Source organism: Alcanivorax sp. (assembly GCF_040119285.1).
Classification (GTDB): Bacteria; Pseudomonadota; Gammaproteobacteria; order Pseudomonadales; family Alcanivoracaceae; genus Alcanivorax.
In genome coordinates, this window is the sequence record NZ_JBEDTY010000035.1 from 40,167 (window position 1) to 57,392 (window position 17,226).

General features: G+C 57.7%; 16 protein-coding genes. 10 read left to right on the forward strand and 6 right to left on the reverse strand.

The genetic code is table 11. From position 1 onward, the window contains the following. The first annotated feature begins 1 nt into the window (after position 1). Both prmC and ABNH10_RS13660 read left to right on the forward strand, forming a co-directional pair. Positions 2–844, forward strand: a complete 843-nt coding sequence (gene prmC / locus ABNH10_RS13655) for a peptide chain release factor N(5)-glutamine methyltransferase (protein WP_349386456.1) — start codon at positions 2–4, stop codon at positions 842–844. A gap of 99 nt (positions 845–943) precedes the next feature. Further along, entirely contained in the window at positions 944–1,687 is a 744-nt protein-coding gene (locus tag ABNH10_RS13660) for a HesA/MoeB/ThiF family protein (RefSeq protein ID WP_349386457.1), read from the forward strand. Here ABNH10_RS13660 and ABNH10_RS13665 read toward each other — a convergent pair. The 6 genes from ABNH10_RS13665 to gatC all read right to left on the reverse strand — a co-directional run bounded on the left by ABNH10_RS13665 (position 1,684) and on the right by gatC (position 7,084). Further along, a complete protein-coding gene (locus tag ABNH10_RS13665) occupies positions 1,684–1,824 on the reverse strand; it encodes a hypothetical protein (RefSeq protein ID WP_349386458.1) in 141 nt (46 codons plus the stop codon). The genes ABNH10_RS13660 and ABNH10_RS13665 overlap by 4 nt on opposite strands. 67 nt (positions 1,825–1,891) lie before the next feature. Further along, positions 1,892–2,674 (reverse strand): cyclic nucleotide-binding domain-containing protein, encoded by a 783-nt coding sequence (locus tag ABNH10_RS13670; protein ID WP_349386459.1) that lies wholly within the window; start codon positions 2,672–2,674, stop codon positions 1,892–1,894. Between the two features lie 285 nt (positions 2,675–2,959). Continuing rightward, entirely contained in the window at positions 2,960–3,778 is an 819-nt protein-coding gene (locus ABNH10_RS13675; protein WP_349386460.1) for a crotonase/enoyl-CoA hydratase family protein, read from the reverse strand. 76 nt (positions 3,779–3,854) lie between these two features. Continuing rightward, complete coding sequence (gatB, locus tag ABNH10_RS13680; protein WP_349386461.1) at positions 3,855–5,294, reverse strand: Asp-tRNA(Asn)/Glu-tRNA(Gln) amidotransferase subunit GatB; 1,440 nt, start codon at positions 5,292–5,294, stop codon at positions 3,855–3,857. Further along, the gene (gatA, locus tag ABNH10_RS13685; RefSeq protein ID WP_349386462.1) at positions 5,291–6,766 is read right to left on the reverse strand and encodes an Asp-tRNA(Asn)/Glu-tRNA(Gln) amidotransferase subunit GatA; all 1,476 of its coding nucleotides are present in this window, start codon (positions 6,764–6,766) and stop codon (positions 5,291–5,293) included. The genes gatB and gatA overlap by 4 nt, the downstream gene beginning before the upstream one ends. Before the next feature lie 30 nt (positions 6,767–6,796). Beyond that, positions 6,797–7,084: an Asp-tRNA(Asn)/Glu-tRNA(Gln) amidotransferase subunit GatC gene (gene gatC / locus ABNH10_RS13690; RefSeq protein WP_349386463.1), complete on the reverse strand. Its 288-nt coding sequence runs from the start codon at positions 7,082–7,084 to the stop codon at positions 6,797–6,799. A gap of 474 nt (positions 7,085–7,558) precedes the next feature. On the opposite strand from gatC, the gene ABNH10_RS13695 reads away from it, so the two are divergent. From ABNH10_RS13695 to ABNH10_RS13730, 8 genes are all read left to right on the forward strand, one after another. Beyond that, complete coding sequence (locus tag ABNH10_RS13695; RefSeq protein WP_349386464.1) at positions 7,559–8,596, forward strand: rod shape-determining protein; 1,038 nt, start codon at positions 7,559–7,561, stop codon at positions 8,594–8,596. Between the two features lie 5 nt (positions 8,597–8,601). Further along, complete coding sequence (mreC, locus tag ABNH10_RS13700) at positions 8,602–9,456, forward strand: rod shape-determining protein MreC (protein ID WP_349386465.1); 855 nt, start codon at positions 8,602–8,604, stop codon at positions 9,454–9,456. After that, positions 9,446–9,937 (forward strand): rod shape-determining protein MreD, encoded by a 492-nt coding sequence (mreD, locus tag ABNH10_RS13705; RefSeq protein WP_349386466.1) that lies wholly within the window; start codon positions 9,446–9,448, stop codon positions 9,935–9,937. The genes mreC and mreD overlap by 11 nt, the downstream gene beginning before the upstream one ends. A 122-nt stretch (positions 9,938–10,059) precedes the next feature. Next, positions 10,060–10,641 carry a Maf family protein gene (locus ABNH10_RS13710; RefSeq protein WP_349386467.1) on the forward strand — a complete coding sequence of 194 codons (582 nt, stop codon included), beginning with the start codon at positions 10,060–10,062 and terminating at the stop codon, positions 10,639–10,641. A 3-nt stretch (positions 10,642–10,644) separates the two neighbouring features. Further along, entirely contained in the window at positions 10,645–14,466 is a 3,822-nt protein-coding gene (locus ABNH10_RS13715) for a YhdP family protein (RefSeq protein ID WP_349386468.1), read from the forward strand. Then, a complete protein-coding gene (locus ABNH10_RS13720; protein WP_349386469.1) occupies positions 14,466–15,320 on the forward strand; it encodes a carbon-nitrogen hydrolase family protein in 855 nt (284 codons plus the stop codon). Before ABNH10_RS13715 ends, ABNH10_RS13720 begins: the two co-directional genes overlap by 1 nt. Beyond that, entirely contained in the window at positions 15,307–16,752 is a 1,446-nt protein-coding gene (gene tldD, locus ABNH10_RS13725) for a metalloprotease TldD (RefSeq protein ID WP_349386470.1), read from the forward strand. Before ABNH10_RS13720 ends, tldD begins: the two co-directional genes overlap by 14 nt. After that, positions 16,752–17,213: a Crp/Fnr family transcriptional regulator gene (locus ABNH10_RS13730; protein ID WP_349386471.1), complete on the forward strand. Its 462-nt coding sequence runs from the start codon at positions 16,752–16,754 to the stop codon at positions 17,211–17,213. Before tldD ends, ABNH10_RS13730 begins: the two co-directional genes overlap by 1 nt. Positions 17,214–17,226: the final 13 nt, after the last annotated feature.

The window sequence follows — 17,226 nt, forward strand, 5'->3', positions numbered from 1 at the left end:
CGTGCGCATCGATGACGCCCTGCGCCAGGCTCGCCATCGGTTGGCGTCATCCCCTTGCGCAGCGCTGGATGCCCAGGTGTTGCTTTGCCATGTGCTGGAGCAATCCCGCACATGGCTGTTTACCTGGCCGGAGCGGGAACTGACCAGGGCTCAGCAGGCGACGTTTGAAGCCCTGCTGGCTCGCCGTGAGCAGGGTGAGCCTGTGGCCCACCTGAGTGGAGAGCGGGAGTTTTTTGGCCGCCCGTTTAGTGTAACCGCCGATACCCTGATTCCACGCCCCGATACTGAAACCTTGGTGGAGCAGGTGCTTGCGCTGGCACTGCCTGCCAACGCACGGGTTGTGGATTTGGGAACCGGTACCGGTGCTATCGGTATTACCCTCGCTTTGGAGCGGCCGGCTTGGCAGGTGACCCTGGTGGATAATAGCGCAGCGGCGCTGCAAGTGGCAGCGGCAAATGCCCGCCAGTTGGGGGCTACAGTGCGCTGCCTGCAAGGCAGTTGGCTGACCCCCTGTGATGGTTTTTTTGACCTTGTCGTTAGCAACCCTCCTTACATTGAAGATAGCGACGTCCATTTGGCGCAAGGCGATGTGCGCTTCGAGCCTCGCTCGGCCCTGGTGGCTGGCGATCAGGGATTGGCGGATCTGATCACCATTGCGCAGCAAGCGGCAGGCAAGCTGATTGCGGGTGGTTGGCTGTTGTTGGAGCATGGCTTTGAGCAGGGCGAGGCGGTACGCGCCTTGTTGGCCGGCATCGGCTTTGAGCAGGTGCGTACAGCGCAGGATCTGGGCGGAAATGATCGGGTAACGTTAGGCAAGCAATGGGTCGCTGGGTCCAAGAGTTGAACATTTGCACCGCAAAGCCAGGAATCGATCTATGGGGTGCACGAAGTGCAGCAAGCTGTACCATAGAATCCCACACCTTTGAGCGCCAGGGAGATGACTATGCTCAATGATGACCAGCTGCTTCGCTACAGCCGCCAGTTGATGGTGGAAGAATTCGATTTGCCTGGGCAAGAAGCCCTGAGCAAGGCACGGATATTGATGGTGGGTTGTGGTGGCCTGGCCAATCCTGCTGCGTTGTATTTGGCGGGTGCAGGGGTGGGGCAGCTAGTGCTAGCGGATGACGACCGGGTAGAGTTAGGCAACCTGCATCGACAGGTGGCGTTTCGGGGTGACCAGCTGAATCAGGCCAAGGCGGAAGCCCTGCGCGATCAATTGCAACGACTGAATGCGGATGTGGATATTCGTTCCGCTGTGGTGCGGGTGGATGATGCGTGGCTGGATGAGGCTGTTGCTGACGCTACCCTGGTGTTGGACTGCACTGACAATTTTTCCACTCGCCAGGCCATCAACCGTGCCTGTGTCGCGCACCGCACACCGCTGATCAGTGGTGCTGCTATTCGCATGGATGGTCAGTTGGCGGTGTTCGATTTACGCACAGAAGACAGCCCCTGTTATGCCTGCGTGTATGGTGCCGGTACAGAGGGAGATCTGGCCTGTAGCGAGGCGGGGATTCTCGGGCCTGTGGTGGGTATGGTTGGCACCTTGCAGGCGCTGGCGGCCATACGAACCCTCTCCGGTGCCTCGGTGGCATCGGTGCTGCATTTGTTCGACGGTCGGACATTGGATTGGCGTCAGGTGGCGATTCCCCGTGACCCCCAATGCCCGGTTTGCGCGGCGCGTTAGTTGCCGGGCTGGTTGTCCGTGGCGGCTGGCGTATCTTCCATGCCTTCGGCCATGATCGGTGGTTCTTCCGCCATGAAGCCAATCAGAACCAGAATGATGACAACAATTAGAAATGCCCATCCAATGAGATGTTTCATGGTGAGCGGCCCTCCTTGGATAGTGGTTGACGTTGTGCTTTGCTGCCTAGATGCGGACGCTATCGGATCAGGCCGACAGCTCCACCACCTGACCATTCAATGAGGTTACCTGCCTGGCCATATCGGTCAGCAAGCTGTGGATCATGCCCGGGTTGGTTCGGATCAAATTCTTGAACTGGTGCTTGGGCACTTTGACTACTGAGCAGCGGGTTTTGGCCCGTACTGTAGCGCTACGCGGTGAATGGGTGAGCAGGGCAATAGCGCCAACAACCTCCCCCTCGCTGACATGGCCAACCACCACGCTATCCACCAGCACCTCTGCATTACCTTCGAACAGGCTAAACACATAATCGGCGGGCTCACCCTGGCGAATAATGGTATCGCCGGGCTCAAAATAAGCGAAGCCCGGTGCGGCGTGATGCTCTTCAGGAATGTAGGCGGCCAGCAGTCGTGTCAGCATGCCTTGTTGGGTGGTGAGGATGCGTGTCCAGAGCTGCGCCCTCTGTTCGTCGGCAAGAATGGCATCCACCAACGCTACGTTGGGGTAGGCCGCGAGCAGCACTGAGCTTTCTGCATAAAAGGTGATTTCATCATTGCCTGTGTCCGGGAGGATCAGATCGCCTTCATCCCAGGTGAACAGCTTGCGATCCTGACAACGCATGCCCAGCATGCCACCTTTGACCACATAGGTCGTGTCACGGCGCATGCCGTATTTCAGGGCGTCGTCAGTGGGGGGCAGAGGCAGGATTTGTGGTTGCAGGGGTAGCTGACCAATCAGTTCGTCGACGAGGCGTTTGTACAGACGGGTCAGTGCGGAAAAGCCGCCGCTGGCTTCGGCTACAGAAATCATGCGTTGCCTCAATAATGGCCGGTTTCTTCATTGAGTATGCCGCAAGACATTGAGAGGAAACAGGGCTAGGGGTCTTAGGGAACCCTTGCATGTTCAGTCTTTCAGACGGGTTCGCAATCGAGGCACACTTTTCAAGGAAGGCGGCCTATCTGGAAGACCCGAAGGGGGGGCAGAAGTGTCTATTTGCGGCGACTTGACTCCAGGAAAGAGTGGCTCCTCGGCTTGGCTGGTCGATGAGGGAAAGGGACGATGCCGGGACAAGGACCCCGGTGCGTTCGAACCGGTTCAGTAATCGCGTTCGCGGGGGCCGAATTGGGGCGTTTCTTTTTTCATGTTAGCTTGCATGGCGCGGCGCTGGTTTTTGCTGCGCAGCAGTTTGAACTGTAATTTGCTTTCCACATCAAACGCCTGGGCTTCCGGTACATTCCAGCTTTGCTGAAACAGGGCCTTGCTGGCACTGATGGCATCCGGGGAGCGCCCTATGATGGCTTGAGCCAGCTTTTCGGCTTCTTCTAGTGGATCCGCCGCCACACGGGTAACCAGGTTCATGGCTTTGGCTTCGTCGCCGGTAAACAGCCGTCCGGTCATGGTCAGCTCTTTGGCCACATCCATGGGGACCAACTCGCGCAGGGTTACCGTGCCTGTCATGTCGGGGATCATGCCCCATTTGATTTCCATGATGGACATTTCACAATCCGCCGTAGTGATACGGAAATCTGCAGCCAGGGCGATCTGCATGCCTCCGCCGTAGCAGTAGCCGTGGAGTACCGCAATCACCGGAATCGGCAGTTCGCGCCAGCACCAGCAGACGTCCTGAAACAGGTTGGTTTTTTTGACGCCGTATTTGGTAAAGCTGCGAAGTAGCTTTACCGGTTGTTTCATGACGGTGCCGAAATCCAGCCCCGCACAGAAAGCTTTCCCCTCGCCTTGGAGGATAACGGCGCGCAATTCACGGTCCTTGCGAATCAGGCGTGCGGTTTTCACCAGCGCTTCCATCATTGGAAAATCCAGACCGTTATATTTATCGGCCCGACGTAGAGTGACGTAAGCGATGCCCTCTTTTTTTTCCAGGGTCACGCGGTTGTTAATAGTCTGGTCGGTCATGGTTTTTCCTTCGAAAATGCCTGATGCCCGACGGCGGCCACTTCATGCTAAAGCTTTGTGCGTCGGGCATTAGGCGCTATTGCAATTTTTCACGCAGTAACTGATTTAATTGCTGCGGGTTGGCTTTGCCTTGAGTGGCTTTCATGGCCTGGCCCACAAAGAAACCGATTTTTTTCTTTTTCTTGGCATCATCAGAGTTGCGGTAGTCGTCTGCCTGAGCGGCATTGTTGGCGATGATGTCATCGACTATTTTTTCCAGCTCGCCGGTGTCGCTCATCTGTTTGAGGCCTTTGGCTTCGATAATCTCGTCAGGATTACCTTCACCGGTCCAGCAGGCCTCAAATACCTGTTTGGCGATTTTTGAACTGATGGTGCCGTCTTTCAGGCGGGCGATCAGTTGCCCTAGCTGTTCGGCACTAACCGGGCTGCTGGCAATGTCTCTTTCTTCGGCATTCAACTTGGCGGCCAGCTCACCCATCACCCAGTTGGCGGCAAGCTTGGCGTCGCCGCCGGATTTAGCGGCCGCTTCAAAGAAAGCGGCAGTAGCGATGGAGCCGGATAGCAGGTCTGCATCGTATTCAGAAAGCTGATAATCGTTGGTGAAACGGGCTTTGCGTGAATCAGGCAGCTCTGGCATGGCCGCTTTCAATTCTTCGATGTCGGCATCGGTAATGGCCACTGGCAACAGATCTGGGCAGGGGAAGTAGCGATAGTCATTGGCGTCTTCCTTGCTGCGCATGGAGCGAGCGGTATGCGTGTCGCCGTTGTATAGGCGGGTTTCTTGAACGATTTCTCCGCCGTCTTCCAGAACATCAATTTGCCGTTCCACTTCAAGGGCGATGGCCTTTTCCATGAAGCGGAAAGAATTGAGGTTTTTGGTTTCAGTGCGTGTTCCCAGGGGTTCGCCAGGTTTGCGAACGGAAATATTCACATCAAAACGCATGTTGCCCTGGGACATGTCGCCATCGCAGATGCCGATGGAGGTGACAATGGCGTGCAGTTTGCGAGCAAAGGCCACCGCTTCTTCCGCGTTGGCCATGTCCGGCTCGCTGACGATTTCAATCAGCGGGGTGCCGGCGCGGTTTAGATCGATGCCCGTCATGCCATGGAAGTCTTCGTGTAAAGACTTGCCTGCATCTTCTTCCAGGTGCGCATGGTGGATGCGAACGCTTTTTTTGTCACCGTTTTCAAGCTGAATTTCAACGGTGCCGGCACCCACAACAGGCTCGGCCAACTGCGTGGTCTGGTAGCCTTTGGGCAGGTCTGGATAAAAATAATTTTTCCGCTCAAAAACGCTGTGACGGCAGATGTCCGCATCAATGGCCAAGCCGAATAAAGCAGCCTTGCGTACCGCGTCCCTGTTCACCACTGGCAGAGTGCCGGGCAGGCCCAGGTCGACCAATGAGGCTTGAGTGTTCGGTTCTGCGCCGGTGGATAATTTGCTCCCGGAAAATAGTTTGCTGGCGGTGTTGAGCTGGACGTGGACTTCCAGGCCGATGACGATTTCCCAACTCATTGTGCACCTCCAAACGCTGGCGCTTGTTTGTGCCAGTCTGTGGCCTGCTGGTATTTGTGGGCCACGTTAAGAATTTGCCCTTCACGGAAATAGTTGCCGATGATCTGGGTGCCGGTGGGCAGGCCGTTGATGAATCCCGTGGGCATGGACAGCGCAGGAAGGCCGGCTAAGTTAACGCCGATGGTGAACACGTCGGCCATGTACATGCTGACCGGATCATCTTTCTTCGCTCCGAGCTTGAAGGCGGTTTCAGGCGCTGTGGGTCCCATCAGTACATCTACTTTTTCAAAGGCGCGGGCAAAGTCGTCACGGATTAAACGGCGCACTTGTTGGGCGCGGCGATAGTATGCGTCGTAGTAACCAGCGGACAGCGCGTAGGCGCCGACTAAGATGCGCCGTTTTACTTCATCACCAAACCCTTCTGAGCGAGAGCGCTTGTAGAGGTCTTCCAGATCCTGTGGGTCATCACATCGATGGCCGAAACGCACACCGTCAAAACGACTAAGGTTGGCACTGGCTTCTGCCGGGGCAATCACATAGTAGGCCGGTACGGATAGCTTGATGCTGGGTAAGGAGACGGATACTACTTTTGCGCCGAGTTTTTCCAGTTCGCGGATCGCGTCACGGCTGTTGTCGGCGATAGCGCCATCCAGGGTGTCTGGGAAAAACTCTTCCGGGATGCCAATGGTCAGGCCGCGGATGTCGTCTTTAAGGGCGCCAAGATAATCGCCCACCTTTTCGTTGAGGCTGGTGGAATCGCGGTGATCGTGGCCGGCCATGGCTTGCAGCATCAACGCACAGTCTTCAGCGCTTTGGGCCATGGGGCCGGCTTGGTCCAGGCTGGAAGCAAAGGCAATCATGCCCCAGCGTGAGACTCGCCCGTAGGTGGGTTTGAGGCCGGTGATGTTATTCAGCGCCGCAGGTTGGCGAATGGAGCCGCCGGTGTCGGTGCCGGTAGCAGCAGGCGCTAGGCGGGCGCCCAGGCAAGCGGCTGCGCCGCCGGAGGAGCCGCCAGGCACCCGCTCTAGATCCCATGGGTTTTTCACTGGGCCGTAGTAACTGGTTTCATTGGAGGAGCCCATGGCGAACTCGTCCATGTTGGTCTTGCCCAGCATGACGGCGCCTTCAGCCGCCATTTTTTCCACCACGGTGGCGGTGTAGGGGGCAATAAAGTTGTCCAGCATTTTTGAGCCACAGCTGGTGCGCACGCCCTCGGCGCAGAAAATATCCTTGTGGGCGATGGGCAGGCCGGTGAGCAGGCCGCTCACTGAGGAGGATGCACGGTTAGTGGCAAGGGTTGCATCGGCGGCATCCGCTTGGGCCAGTGCTTGTTCCTCGGTCACGGTGACAAAGCTGTTGAGTTCGCCGTCATACTGTTTGATGCGGGCCAAGAAGTGTTCGGTCAACTCGCGGGAGGAGAAATCCCCGGCGGCTAGGCCAGCCTTGAGTTCGGTCAGGGTTTTGGTATGCATGTTCTTTCTTTCGCCTTTAAACGGTCATGGTCATTCAATGACCCGGGGAACCAGGAAACAGCCGTTTTCAGCTGCCGGGGCAATGGCCAGTGCCTTGTCGCGGATATTGGGTTCCGTCACTACGTCGTCGCGTAAAGGTTGAGTAACGTCGAGAGGGTGGGCCATGGGGGCGACGCCGTCCACGTCGGCCTGCTGCAGCTGGTCTACCATCGCGAGGATGTCATTCAGGCGGTCGGACAGGGCGTCGCTGTCCTGGGGGTCCACTTTCAAGCGTGCCAGATGGGCCACCTGGGCAACCACCTTGGAATCAATGGCCATGGTTCTCTCCGTAGGCATCCCCCCACCGGGAGCGGGCAGAGGGGAGGTAAGGGCTTGTTGGTACACTATACGCAGCCGCGTTGTCGCCAAAAATGGCTCCGTGACCGCTCAGGTTCAAGGTTCACAACACAGCATGGGCCATTTTGCGCACCAACCCGAAGGGCCAGGCCTCTTTTTCTGCCAGACCGCGCTGGCGCCTGCTTATGTAGGGCCACTACACAGCATATTCGCAAACCCGATCTGACGAAAAAATGAACGCCGGCGCGGTTGCGTATAGATTACGAACAGACTCTAAAGGCTGAAAGGCGCAAAAAGTACCATAGACCGACTATCCGGAGCCACTGTCCTCCTAGGATGCTAGCTTGCCCAATGCCCTTGCCGTTGCTAGAGTTGCGCCATCTTATGAGATGCTCGGCTTCTTCCCGCCAGGCATCGTTTTTTCGTGAAAAGTTCAGGAAACTGGCCAGGATGTCCATGATCAAGCGTATTCGGGGGATGTTCTCCACCGATTTGTCCATCGATTTGGGGACCGCAAACACCCTTATTTACGTACGTGGCCGCGGCATCGTACTGGATGAGCCTTCCGTGGTTGCCATTCGTCACCATGGTGCACAGAAAAGTGTGGCGGCTGTTGGCGCTGACGCCAAGCGTATGCTGGGGCGTACCCCAGGCAATATTACCGCTATTCGGCCCATGAAAGACGGCGTTATCGCCGATTTCGACGTGACCGAAAAGATGCTGCAGTACTTTATTAAGAAAGTGCATGACACCGGGTTTTTCCCGCCGGCACCTCGCGTGCTGGTCTGTGTCCCGTGCAAGTCCACCCAGGTGGAACGTCGTGCCATTCAAGACTCCGCTTATGGTGCGGGCGCCCGTGATGTGTATTTGATCGAAGAGCCTATGGCGGCGGCCATCGGTGCCGGCTTGCCGGTAGAGGAGGCTCGTGGTTCCATGGTGGTGGATATCGGTGGTGGCACTACGGAAATCGCCCTGATTTCCCTTAATGGTGTGGTCTATTCTGAATCTGTGCGTATCGGCGGCGACCGCTTTGATGAGGCGATTGTGGCTTTTGTGCGCAAGGAATATGGTTCTCTGATTGGTGAGTCCACCGCTGAGCGTATCAAGCACGAAATCGGTGCTGCCTACCCGGGCGCTGAAATCCGTGAAATTGATGTGCGTGGCCGTAACCTGGCGGAAGGGGTGCCGCGCAGTTTCACCCTGAATTCCGAAGAAATTCTGGAAGCACTGAAAGAGCCGCTGGCGGCCATCGTCAATGCGGTGAAGAACGCACTGGAAGCCTCTCCGCCTGAGCTGGCCTCGGATATAGCCGAGCGTGGTTTGGTGATTACCGGTGGGGGCGCCTTATTGCGCGATATTGACCGTCTGCTCTCGGAAGAAACCGGCTTGCCGGTGATTGTTGCCGATGACCCGTTGACCTGTGTGGCCCGTGGTGGCGGCAAGGCGCTGGAGCTGATGGACAGCCAAGGCTTTGACATGTTGGCCATGGGTTAATTCCCATGGTGGCCCCGGCCAAACCCTCTTACCGCCTCATTATCGCGCTGGTCCTTGCTGTCATCATGATGGTGCTGGATCAGCGTACCCCTTGGGCTGCCCCGGTGCGTCATGCGCTGGGCTACCTGACAGCGCCTATTCATTATTTGGCTCATCTGCCGGTGGACAGTGGTGAATGGCTCTCCGAACAGACCCAAAGCCGTGGCACGCTGCTCGACGAGAATCGTCGCTTGCAGCGCCAGGCTTTGATTCTGGAGCAGAAGGTGCAGCGTCTGGCGGTGTTGGAAGCGGAAAATGTGCGGTTGCGAGAGTTGCTCAACTCCTCGGCGGATCTGGATGCCAATGTGCTGGTGGCGGAAATCATCGGCGTGGATCCTGATCCGAACCGCCAGGAAATTGTGATCAACATAGGAGCCGGAGACAACGTTTCCCGGGGCCAAGCGGTACTCGATTCTCAGGGGCTGATCGGTCAGGTCGTAGATGCCGGCCCTCTCAGCTCTCGGGTGCTGCTGATTACGGATGCCAGCCACGCCATGAGTGTGCAAGTAAACCGTAACGGCGTGCGTGCAGTGTTAGCCGGAGTGGGGCAATCCAGTGGGTTGAAGCTTTTGTATGTGCCCGACACCGCAGATATCCAGAAAGGTGACCTTTTGGTAAGCACCGGCTTGGGCCAGCTGTATCCCCGTGGTTACCCGGTGGCCAGCGTTACCGCGGTGAATCATCAGGCGGGCACACCGTTTGCTCATATTACCGCCCGGCCCACAGCCCAACTTGATCGTGCCAGCCATGTATTATTAGTGCAGCCGACGCAAACTCCGGAGCACCGGCCGGTTCCGGCGGAGGCAGAAAATGATCAATGATCGCCCCGCCGGTACCGGCGTTATCATCGTCACTTTGTTGTTTGCGGCGTTGCTGGAGGTTGTTCCGTTACCTGCCAGCGTTGACTGGGTACGCCCGGAGTGGATGTTGCTGGTGTTGGTCTACTGGGTGCTTTCCCTGCCTCAACGTATTGGTGTGTTGTGGGGGTTTTTTGTGGGCCTCTATCACGACGTGCTGGTGGGGACTACGCTGGGACAATGGGGCCTGGCGACGGCGCTGGGCGCTTTCGTGATGCTCGCTGCGTACAAGCGCATGCGAGTGTTCACTGCGCTACAGCAATGCGCTGTGGTCTTTCTGTTAGTGGGCACGGTGAGCCTGTTGGCTTTCCTGGTGCAAGAATCCGTGGGGCGTACCCTGTATCCGCCTTACACGATTCTCTATTCTTCTGTGACCAGCGCGCTATTGTGGCGTCCGGTATGTGCAGCGTTACGCTGGGTTCAGTTACGATTTCTAGTACGCTGAAAAGCGATTGACAGTTGATAATGGATAATTGATAACGAGATTGCCGTCGTGGTCCAGGCACAAAGCGCGAGCGGCTGGCAGTTTGCGCTATCCATAACCCATTATTCATTTTTTCTGAGCTTATGATTCTTTACCTTGCCTCTGGTTCTCCTCGCCGGGCGGAATTGCTTCAGCAGATTGCGGTTCCCTTTACGGTGCTACCGCCGCCGTCTATCGATGAAACGCCTCGGGCCGCCGAGGTGCCGGTAAGTTATGTGCGGCGCATGGCCCGTGAAAAGGCCTTGGTGGGGCGCGAGTGCATGCCCGTTCCGGGCGCCGTCCTGGGTGCCGATACGTCGGTGGTAATGGAGGGGCGTATTCTGGGGAAACCTGCCGATGATGCCGAGGCGCTGGCCATATTGACGCAGTTGAGCGGGCAGTCCCATCAGGTTGTCTCGGCGGTTTGTGTGTGTCTTGAAGACAGACACGCTGTGCGTCACACGGTGACAACCGTGCAATTTCGGGCGCTTGAATCCGCTCGGCTGGAGGCCTACGTGGCCACGGGTGAAGGGCGCGACAAAGCGGGCAGTTACGGCATTCAAGGGCTGGGTGGCGCACTGGTTGAGTCTCTGTCTGGCAGTTACAGTGCAGTGGTTGGCCTGCCACTGGAGCAAACGGTGGCACTGCTTGAATGGGCCGACATTCCTTACTGGCAAATCGACTGACTTATGGCATCGACCCACTCCGCACGCTGGCGCCGACTTATTCCTTCACTGTGGTGGACGGCCGCGACTATTTTATTGCTGATGGCCGCCTACGTGGTGGTGGGGCGTCAGCTCATGTTGTTGGTGCCGGATTACCGTGAAAACCTTGAGCAGTTGTTTGAAGATCGCACCCAGACCCCGCTGATGATTGCCGAGCTGGACGGCACCATGTCCGGCTTGGTGCCACAGTTTGTGGCTCGTCAGATTCGCCTGCCCGCACCTGAAGGTGAAGCACCTCTGGTACTGGATGAAGTGGTGCTCAGCATTGATGTATTTCGCTCTCTGTGGCATCGCGATCTGGTGCTTGAAGAACTCAGCGTGCGCGGCGTGGATTTGAATCTGGTACGCGGCGATGACGGTAAGATTCGTCTGCGAGGGTTGGATGTGCTTGAGCAAAGTGACCCTGATGCCCGCCCTCCGCTGGAGCGTATTCTCAAATTGTTTTATCGGCAGCGATTACTGTCGATCAGCGATGCGCGGCTGTCTTTGGAATGGCCAGGCATGCCCCCGTTGGCGGCATCCGAACTGGATGCCACCATGACCAGTGATGGTGGCGAGCACCAGCTAGCCGTGCGCGTGGAGGCCCGTGATCGGCCCCTGACCTTGTTGACAAAAATCCACCTGCATGAAGACGCTTACACACTGGATGAAGTGGACGCGGATATTTATACCCGCTTCGAAGGCAAGCGGCTGAACGAATGGTTGCCTGAGATCGATGCCATGCCAGTGGACCTGGACTCACTGGATGCGTCTGTCTCCTTGTGGGGTACGCTGCAAGGGGGGGAGCCTGTCTCCGGGCAATTGCAGGTCAATGTGCCCACATTAACGCTGTCTCAGGCGGAGACAGTGTTGCCTTTGAGTGGCTTGTCGTTGCGGGCATCGCTGCTGCGTGAGGACCAGAGGGCCACCTTGTCGCTATCTAATTTGTCAGTTAAGTCACCCACTGGCCCGCTGACGCTGGGGGACATGGCGTTGCGATGGGAGACCCAGGGCGAACGCCGTGAATGGCAACTGCGCGCCAATGAATTGCCCGTGCATGCCATAACTCAGCAATTCCAAGACTGGCCGTTTACGTTGCCGAAATTGGCCGGTGAATTCCGTGAGCAAATAGCGGTGGCGTCCCCCCGGGGAGTAGTGGAAGGGGTGTATCTGAGCGGTCATGCGCGAGATCTGGAGCAGTTTCAGGTGCGTTTTGCCGGGTTGGCGAGTGAGGCGGATGACAATATCCCCGGCGTTAAAGGGCTGAATGGCTGGGTGGCTGGGTCTCCGAATCAGGGGTTGGTGCATCTGTACAGTGACAATTTGTCGCTGCAATTACCGCGGTTGTACGACCATGCACTGGGCGGCCAGCTGGCCGGTGTGTTTGGTTGGCAGCGGGAGGGCGAAGCGCTCTCGGTGCGCTCCAGCCGCTTGCGCGTGGTGAACCCGGATGCCCACGGCGAAGCCATGATGGCCGTTACCTTGCGCCCGGGAGAAATTCCTGAGCTGCGCCTGGCCGCGGAAATTTATGATGGCGATGGCGCGCGTGCCAGTCATTACATTCCTCTGAAGCCCCTCCCGGAGGGGTTGTCCGGGTGGTTGGCCCAGGCCATCGGAGGCGGTCATCTGCAGCGCGGGCAATTGCTCTATCAGGGACCGGTAAAAATCGATAAAAACCGCCAGCAGGATCGTACTTTCCAGATGCGCTATCAGGCCGACGATGTGCGCCTGTCGTTTCTGCCGGACTGGCCGGAGGCCACTGGCGTTAAGGCGGATGTGTGGATTAATGGTCGTGAGGTGCAAGGGATAGCCAGCGAAGGAAACCTGCTGGATAGTCAGCTCACGGATGTGCATGTAGACGTGCCTGCTTTTGATGACGAGAGCGGCCCCAACTTGATTGTTGCTGGCCATGTTCGTGGTCCGCTCGCAGACCTGGATACGGTGTTTCAGAACACACCGTTGGCCGACCAGCTCCCCCAAGAGGTAAAAGACTGGCGCTATCTGGGGGGTAACATGAAAGGGCAGCTGACCCTGAATATCCCACTCCAGAAAGGACCGAGCTCGCCCATGGTGATCGTGAATGCGTCCGTGGCTGATGGTCAGGTGGAAAACCGTGAACGCGATCTGCTTATCACTGACGTACAGGCGCCGGTGTATTTTCATTTGCGTAACGGGCTGCAAATGTCACGGTTTAGCGCGTCCACCTTGGGCGGCGAAGTGACGGGTAAATGGGTTACCGGGGCGGATAAAAGCACGCTGACGCTGGATGGCGAGGTGCCGGTGGAGTCGGTGCGCAATTGGTTGGGCTTCGATTGGTTGGCGCCGGCCAGTGGCTCGTTACCGTTGGCCATGGCAATCCAAGTGCCTTGGCAGGGAAGTTCTTTCGCCCTGCATGCCACGTCTTCACTTAAGGGCGTTACTGTGAAGGCACCTTTTCCGCTGGGAAAAAAGGCCTCTCAATCGCGGAATCTGGCACTGGACCTTACCAACAATGGTCAACATTTGTCGTTACAATATGATGATACCGTGCGCGGCGCTTTCGCTCTGAATGAAACCGTGCGGGGGGGGCTCAGACTGGGTGTCGGTACTCCACACATCCCTGCCTCTGGCATTGATGTGCAGGGGCGGTTGGCTCGGGCCAGCGCGCAAGCGTGGATTGATTTTGTCAGCAATGAGTTGGTGCCAGCCATGGACTCTAACGCTTCGGGCGGTGGCGGTAATGGGGCTCAGCAGGGCGGCTTGAACAAGGTTAATGTGCAGGTAGCCACACTGGATTTGTTTGGTGTGGATGTGCCTGAGGCGAGCCTGTCCGTGTTGCCTAGTGCGAACGGTTGGGATCTGGCTTTGAACAGCCCGTCCGTGGCCGGCTCGGTGGCCATCCCTGAAGGGTTTTCGGCCCGTGGCAAGGTGCCGCTCGATCTCTCCGTCTCGCGGATGGACCTGACTTTGCCAGACAGCGCTGACCCACAATCCGGCGCGCCCTTGTCGCCAATGGATTTGCCGTCGGTAAACGCCCGGTTAGCCAATCTGCGTATCGATGGGGAGGATTTCGGCCAGTGGCAGGCGGAGCTACGCCCCACAGAGCAGGGGCTGCGGATCAATGATTTGCAAGGCCGTTGGCGGGCTAGTCGCATTCTGGGCACAGTGGACTGGACGGAGTATGACGGCGCCCAGTACACCCGCTTCAACGGTTCGCTGACGTCAGACAATCTGGGCCGTGCATTGCGTGCTTGGGGGTTGCCGGAAATGATTGAATCCGAGGATGCCACTGCCAAGGTGTCGTTAGGGTGGCCACAATGGCCGCTGGCGCCAAACTACCTTGCCCTGAACGGTCAGGTCCGGGTGGATATTGGTGAATGCCGGATACCCGACACTGATACCAAAACGTCGTTTCTGCGGCTGCTGGGGATCCTCAATCTGGGCACCATCCAGCGGCGCCTGCGGCTGGATTTCTCTGATCTGTATAAAAAAGGCTTGAGTTGCGACAGTATCACCGGGGACTTCGCCCTCGACGGGCCCCAAGTGTCTACCAGCAATTTGGCCATCGATTCGCCTTCCGCTGCAATTCGTGTGAAAGGGGCGATCAATCTTGAAAAAGAAACGCTGAACCACCAAATGGAAGTTACCTTGCCCCTGTCCAGTAACTTGTATGCCGGATGCCTGGCCGGGCCTGCTGCCTGTGCCGGTATTTTTGTGGTAGAGCGTATCTGGGGCGATAAACTGGATAAGACCGCGACCATGGAATACCGCGTTAGCGGTAGCTGGTCGGACCCTGACGTATCTGAAACAGAAGGGATTTTCGAATAATGGAGCCAGATGCCGTGGTACAAGTTGCTGCAATACAGATGACCAGCGTAGAAAGTGCAAAGGCCAATCTAGAGCAGGCTGCTCAGCTGTTACAGGAGGCCCATGACCAGGGCGCTAGCCTAGCGGTGCTGCCGGAAAATTTTGCTGGTTATGGTGTCGATTATCGAGCACTGGCCGCTGAGTATGAAAGGCTGGAGCGGTGGTTGTGTGAGCAGGCATCCCGGTTGGGCATGGCAATTATTGGCGGTAGCGTCCCTTCGTTGACCCGTCCTGATGGAGAATCCGTGCCGGCGCCACGGGTGCGCACGCGGTCGTTGGCGGTCACGGCTGAAGGTCAGGTGGCAGGCCTTTACGATAAGCTGCATTTGTTTGATGCCCAGGTGCAGGATGCCCAGGGTCAATACCGGGAATCAGATGTTTTCGAGCCCGGTGAAACCATTGTCACTGTGCCGATGAGCGGTCTGCAGGTGGGCATGGCGATTTGCTATGACCTGCGTTTTCCTGCGCTGGCTCAGCGGTTAGCGAGCGCAGGCGCGGAGTTATTGGTCTACCCCTCTGCGTTCACGGCGGTAACCGGCAAGGCGCATTGGGAGTTGCTATTGCGAGCGACGGCGGTGCAGACGGGCTGTTATGTGCTGGGTGCCAACCAGTGCGGTCAACATAGTCCGCGCCGCGCCAGCTACGGCCACTCCATGCTGGTGTCGCCTTGGGGGGACGTGGTGGCAAGTCTGGGGAATACCCCCAGCGCGCTTGTGGCGCCGCTGGACCTTGTTACCATGAATGAGCTTCGGCAGCGTATGCCGGTGCAACAGCATCAACGATTACGTATTGAAGGTCCCTATGACGCAAACTGATGACGCTCTTTCCATTGCAGAATCCGTGCTGCTGGCACCGGCCAATCTGCAAATCCCACAACTGGCGTCACTGCTGAATGGCAAACTGACCGGGCAGGCGGATTACGCCGATATTTACTTTCAGCACAGCCGCCATGAGGCGTGGGTGCTGGAGGATGGCATTGTCCGTGATGCCAGCTTCAATACCGAGCGTGGGGCCGGTGTGCGCATCGTGCAGGGAGACAAGACCGGTTTTGCCTACAGCGATGACATCACCCTGGCTGCTTTGCAGCAGGCCAGCGGCGCGGCCCGGGCTATTACCCGGCAAGGGCAGGATCGCCAAATTCAGCTGGCCAGCCGTGCCGCCCCGGCCCGCTATGGCGCCATGGATCCATTACTGGCTTGGCCCGCAACGGAGAAGGTAGCCCTGCTGCAGCGTATCGATGCCATGGCCCGGTCTCTGGACCCGGCCATTGTCGAGGTGACCGCCAGTCTCAGTGCCGAGCAGGATGTGGTGATGGTGGTGGCCAGCGACGGCACGCTGGCTGCGGATGTGCGCCCGTTAATTCGCTGCAATGTGAGTGTGATTGCCGAACGGGCAGGGCGCCGTGAGCGTGGCAGTGCCGGCGGCGGTGGGCGGGTTGCCTACGATTGGTTACTACAAGAAGAGCGTATTGAAACCTGGACTCGGGAAGCAGTGCGCGGAGCGCTGCTGAATCTAGAGGCAGAAGCGGCGCCGGCCGGTACCATGCCGGTGGTGCTGGGGCCGGGCTGGCCTGGCGTGCTGCTGCATGAAGCGGTTGGGCATGGCCTGGAAGGCGATTTTAATCGCAAGGGCACGTCCATGTTCGCTAAAAAAATGGGCGAACAGGTGGCGTCATCACTGTGCTCCGTGGTGGATGACGGCACCCTGATGGACCGCCGTGGTTCCCTGAGTGTGGACGATGAAGGGACGCCCTCCGCCTGCAACACCCTGATCGAGAACGGCAGGTTGGTAGGCTACATGCAGGATAAAACTAATGCCCGGTTGATGGGAGTGGCTCCCACCGGTAATGGCCGCCGCGAATCCTATGCGCACCTGCCCATGCCTCGCATGACCAATACCTACATGCTGCCCGGCGAGAGTGATCCACAGGACATCATTGCCAGCCTTGATCGGGGGATCTATGCGGTGAACTTTGCCGGCGGCCAAGTGGATATTACTTCCGGGCGTTTTGTGTTTTCCACCAGCGAGGCGTACCTGGTAGAGAAAGGAAAAATTGTTTGCCCGGTGAAAGGCGCCACCTTGATCGGCAGTGGGGCGGAGGTCATGCGCGGTATTTCCATGGTGGGTAATGATTTGGCGCTGGATTCTGGGATCGGCGTGTGCGGTAAAGATGGTCAATCGGTGCCGGTAGGAGTAGGGCAGCCGACCCTGCGCGTGGATGCACTGACCGTGGGAGGCACGGCCTGATGTCCCAAGTTCTGGATATCCTGTCGCGTATGCGGCTGTTTGCCGGCCTCAGCGATGAAGAGCTGGCGGTTCTGGAAAAGCTGGTATTCGTTAATCGAGTACCGGCGGGTGACATGGTCTGTCGTGAAGGGGATCGCAGCGATTTCGTTTGCTTTGTAGTGCGCGGTTGTCTGGATATCGTCAAGAATAATGAGGGGGGCGGTGAGGTGGTAATTGCTCACCTGCGCCCCGGTGATTCCATGGGTGAAATGGCGCTGGTGGATCACGAGCCGCGTTCGGCAACGGTGCGCGCGGCAGAAGATGCCACATTAATTGTATTGACCCGAAAAGGGATTGAGCAATTACGAAAACGCAGCCCTCATGCGGTGAGTCTGGTGATGGAAAATATCGCCCGCTTATTATGTACTCACCTGCGCCGAACATCGTCTCAGCTGGCGCAATTTAAATTGCCAGTGGGTTAATGAAAAACGGTCG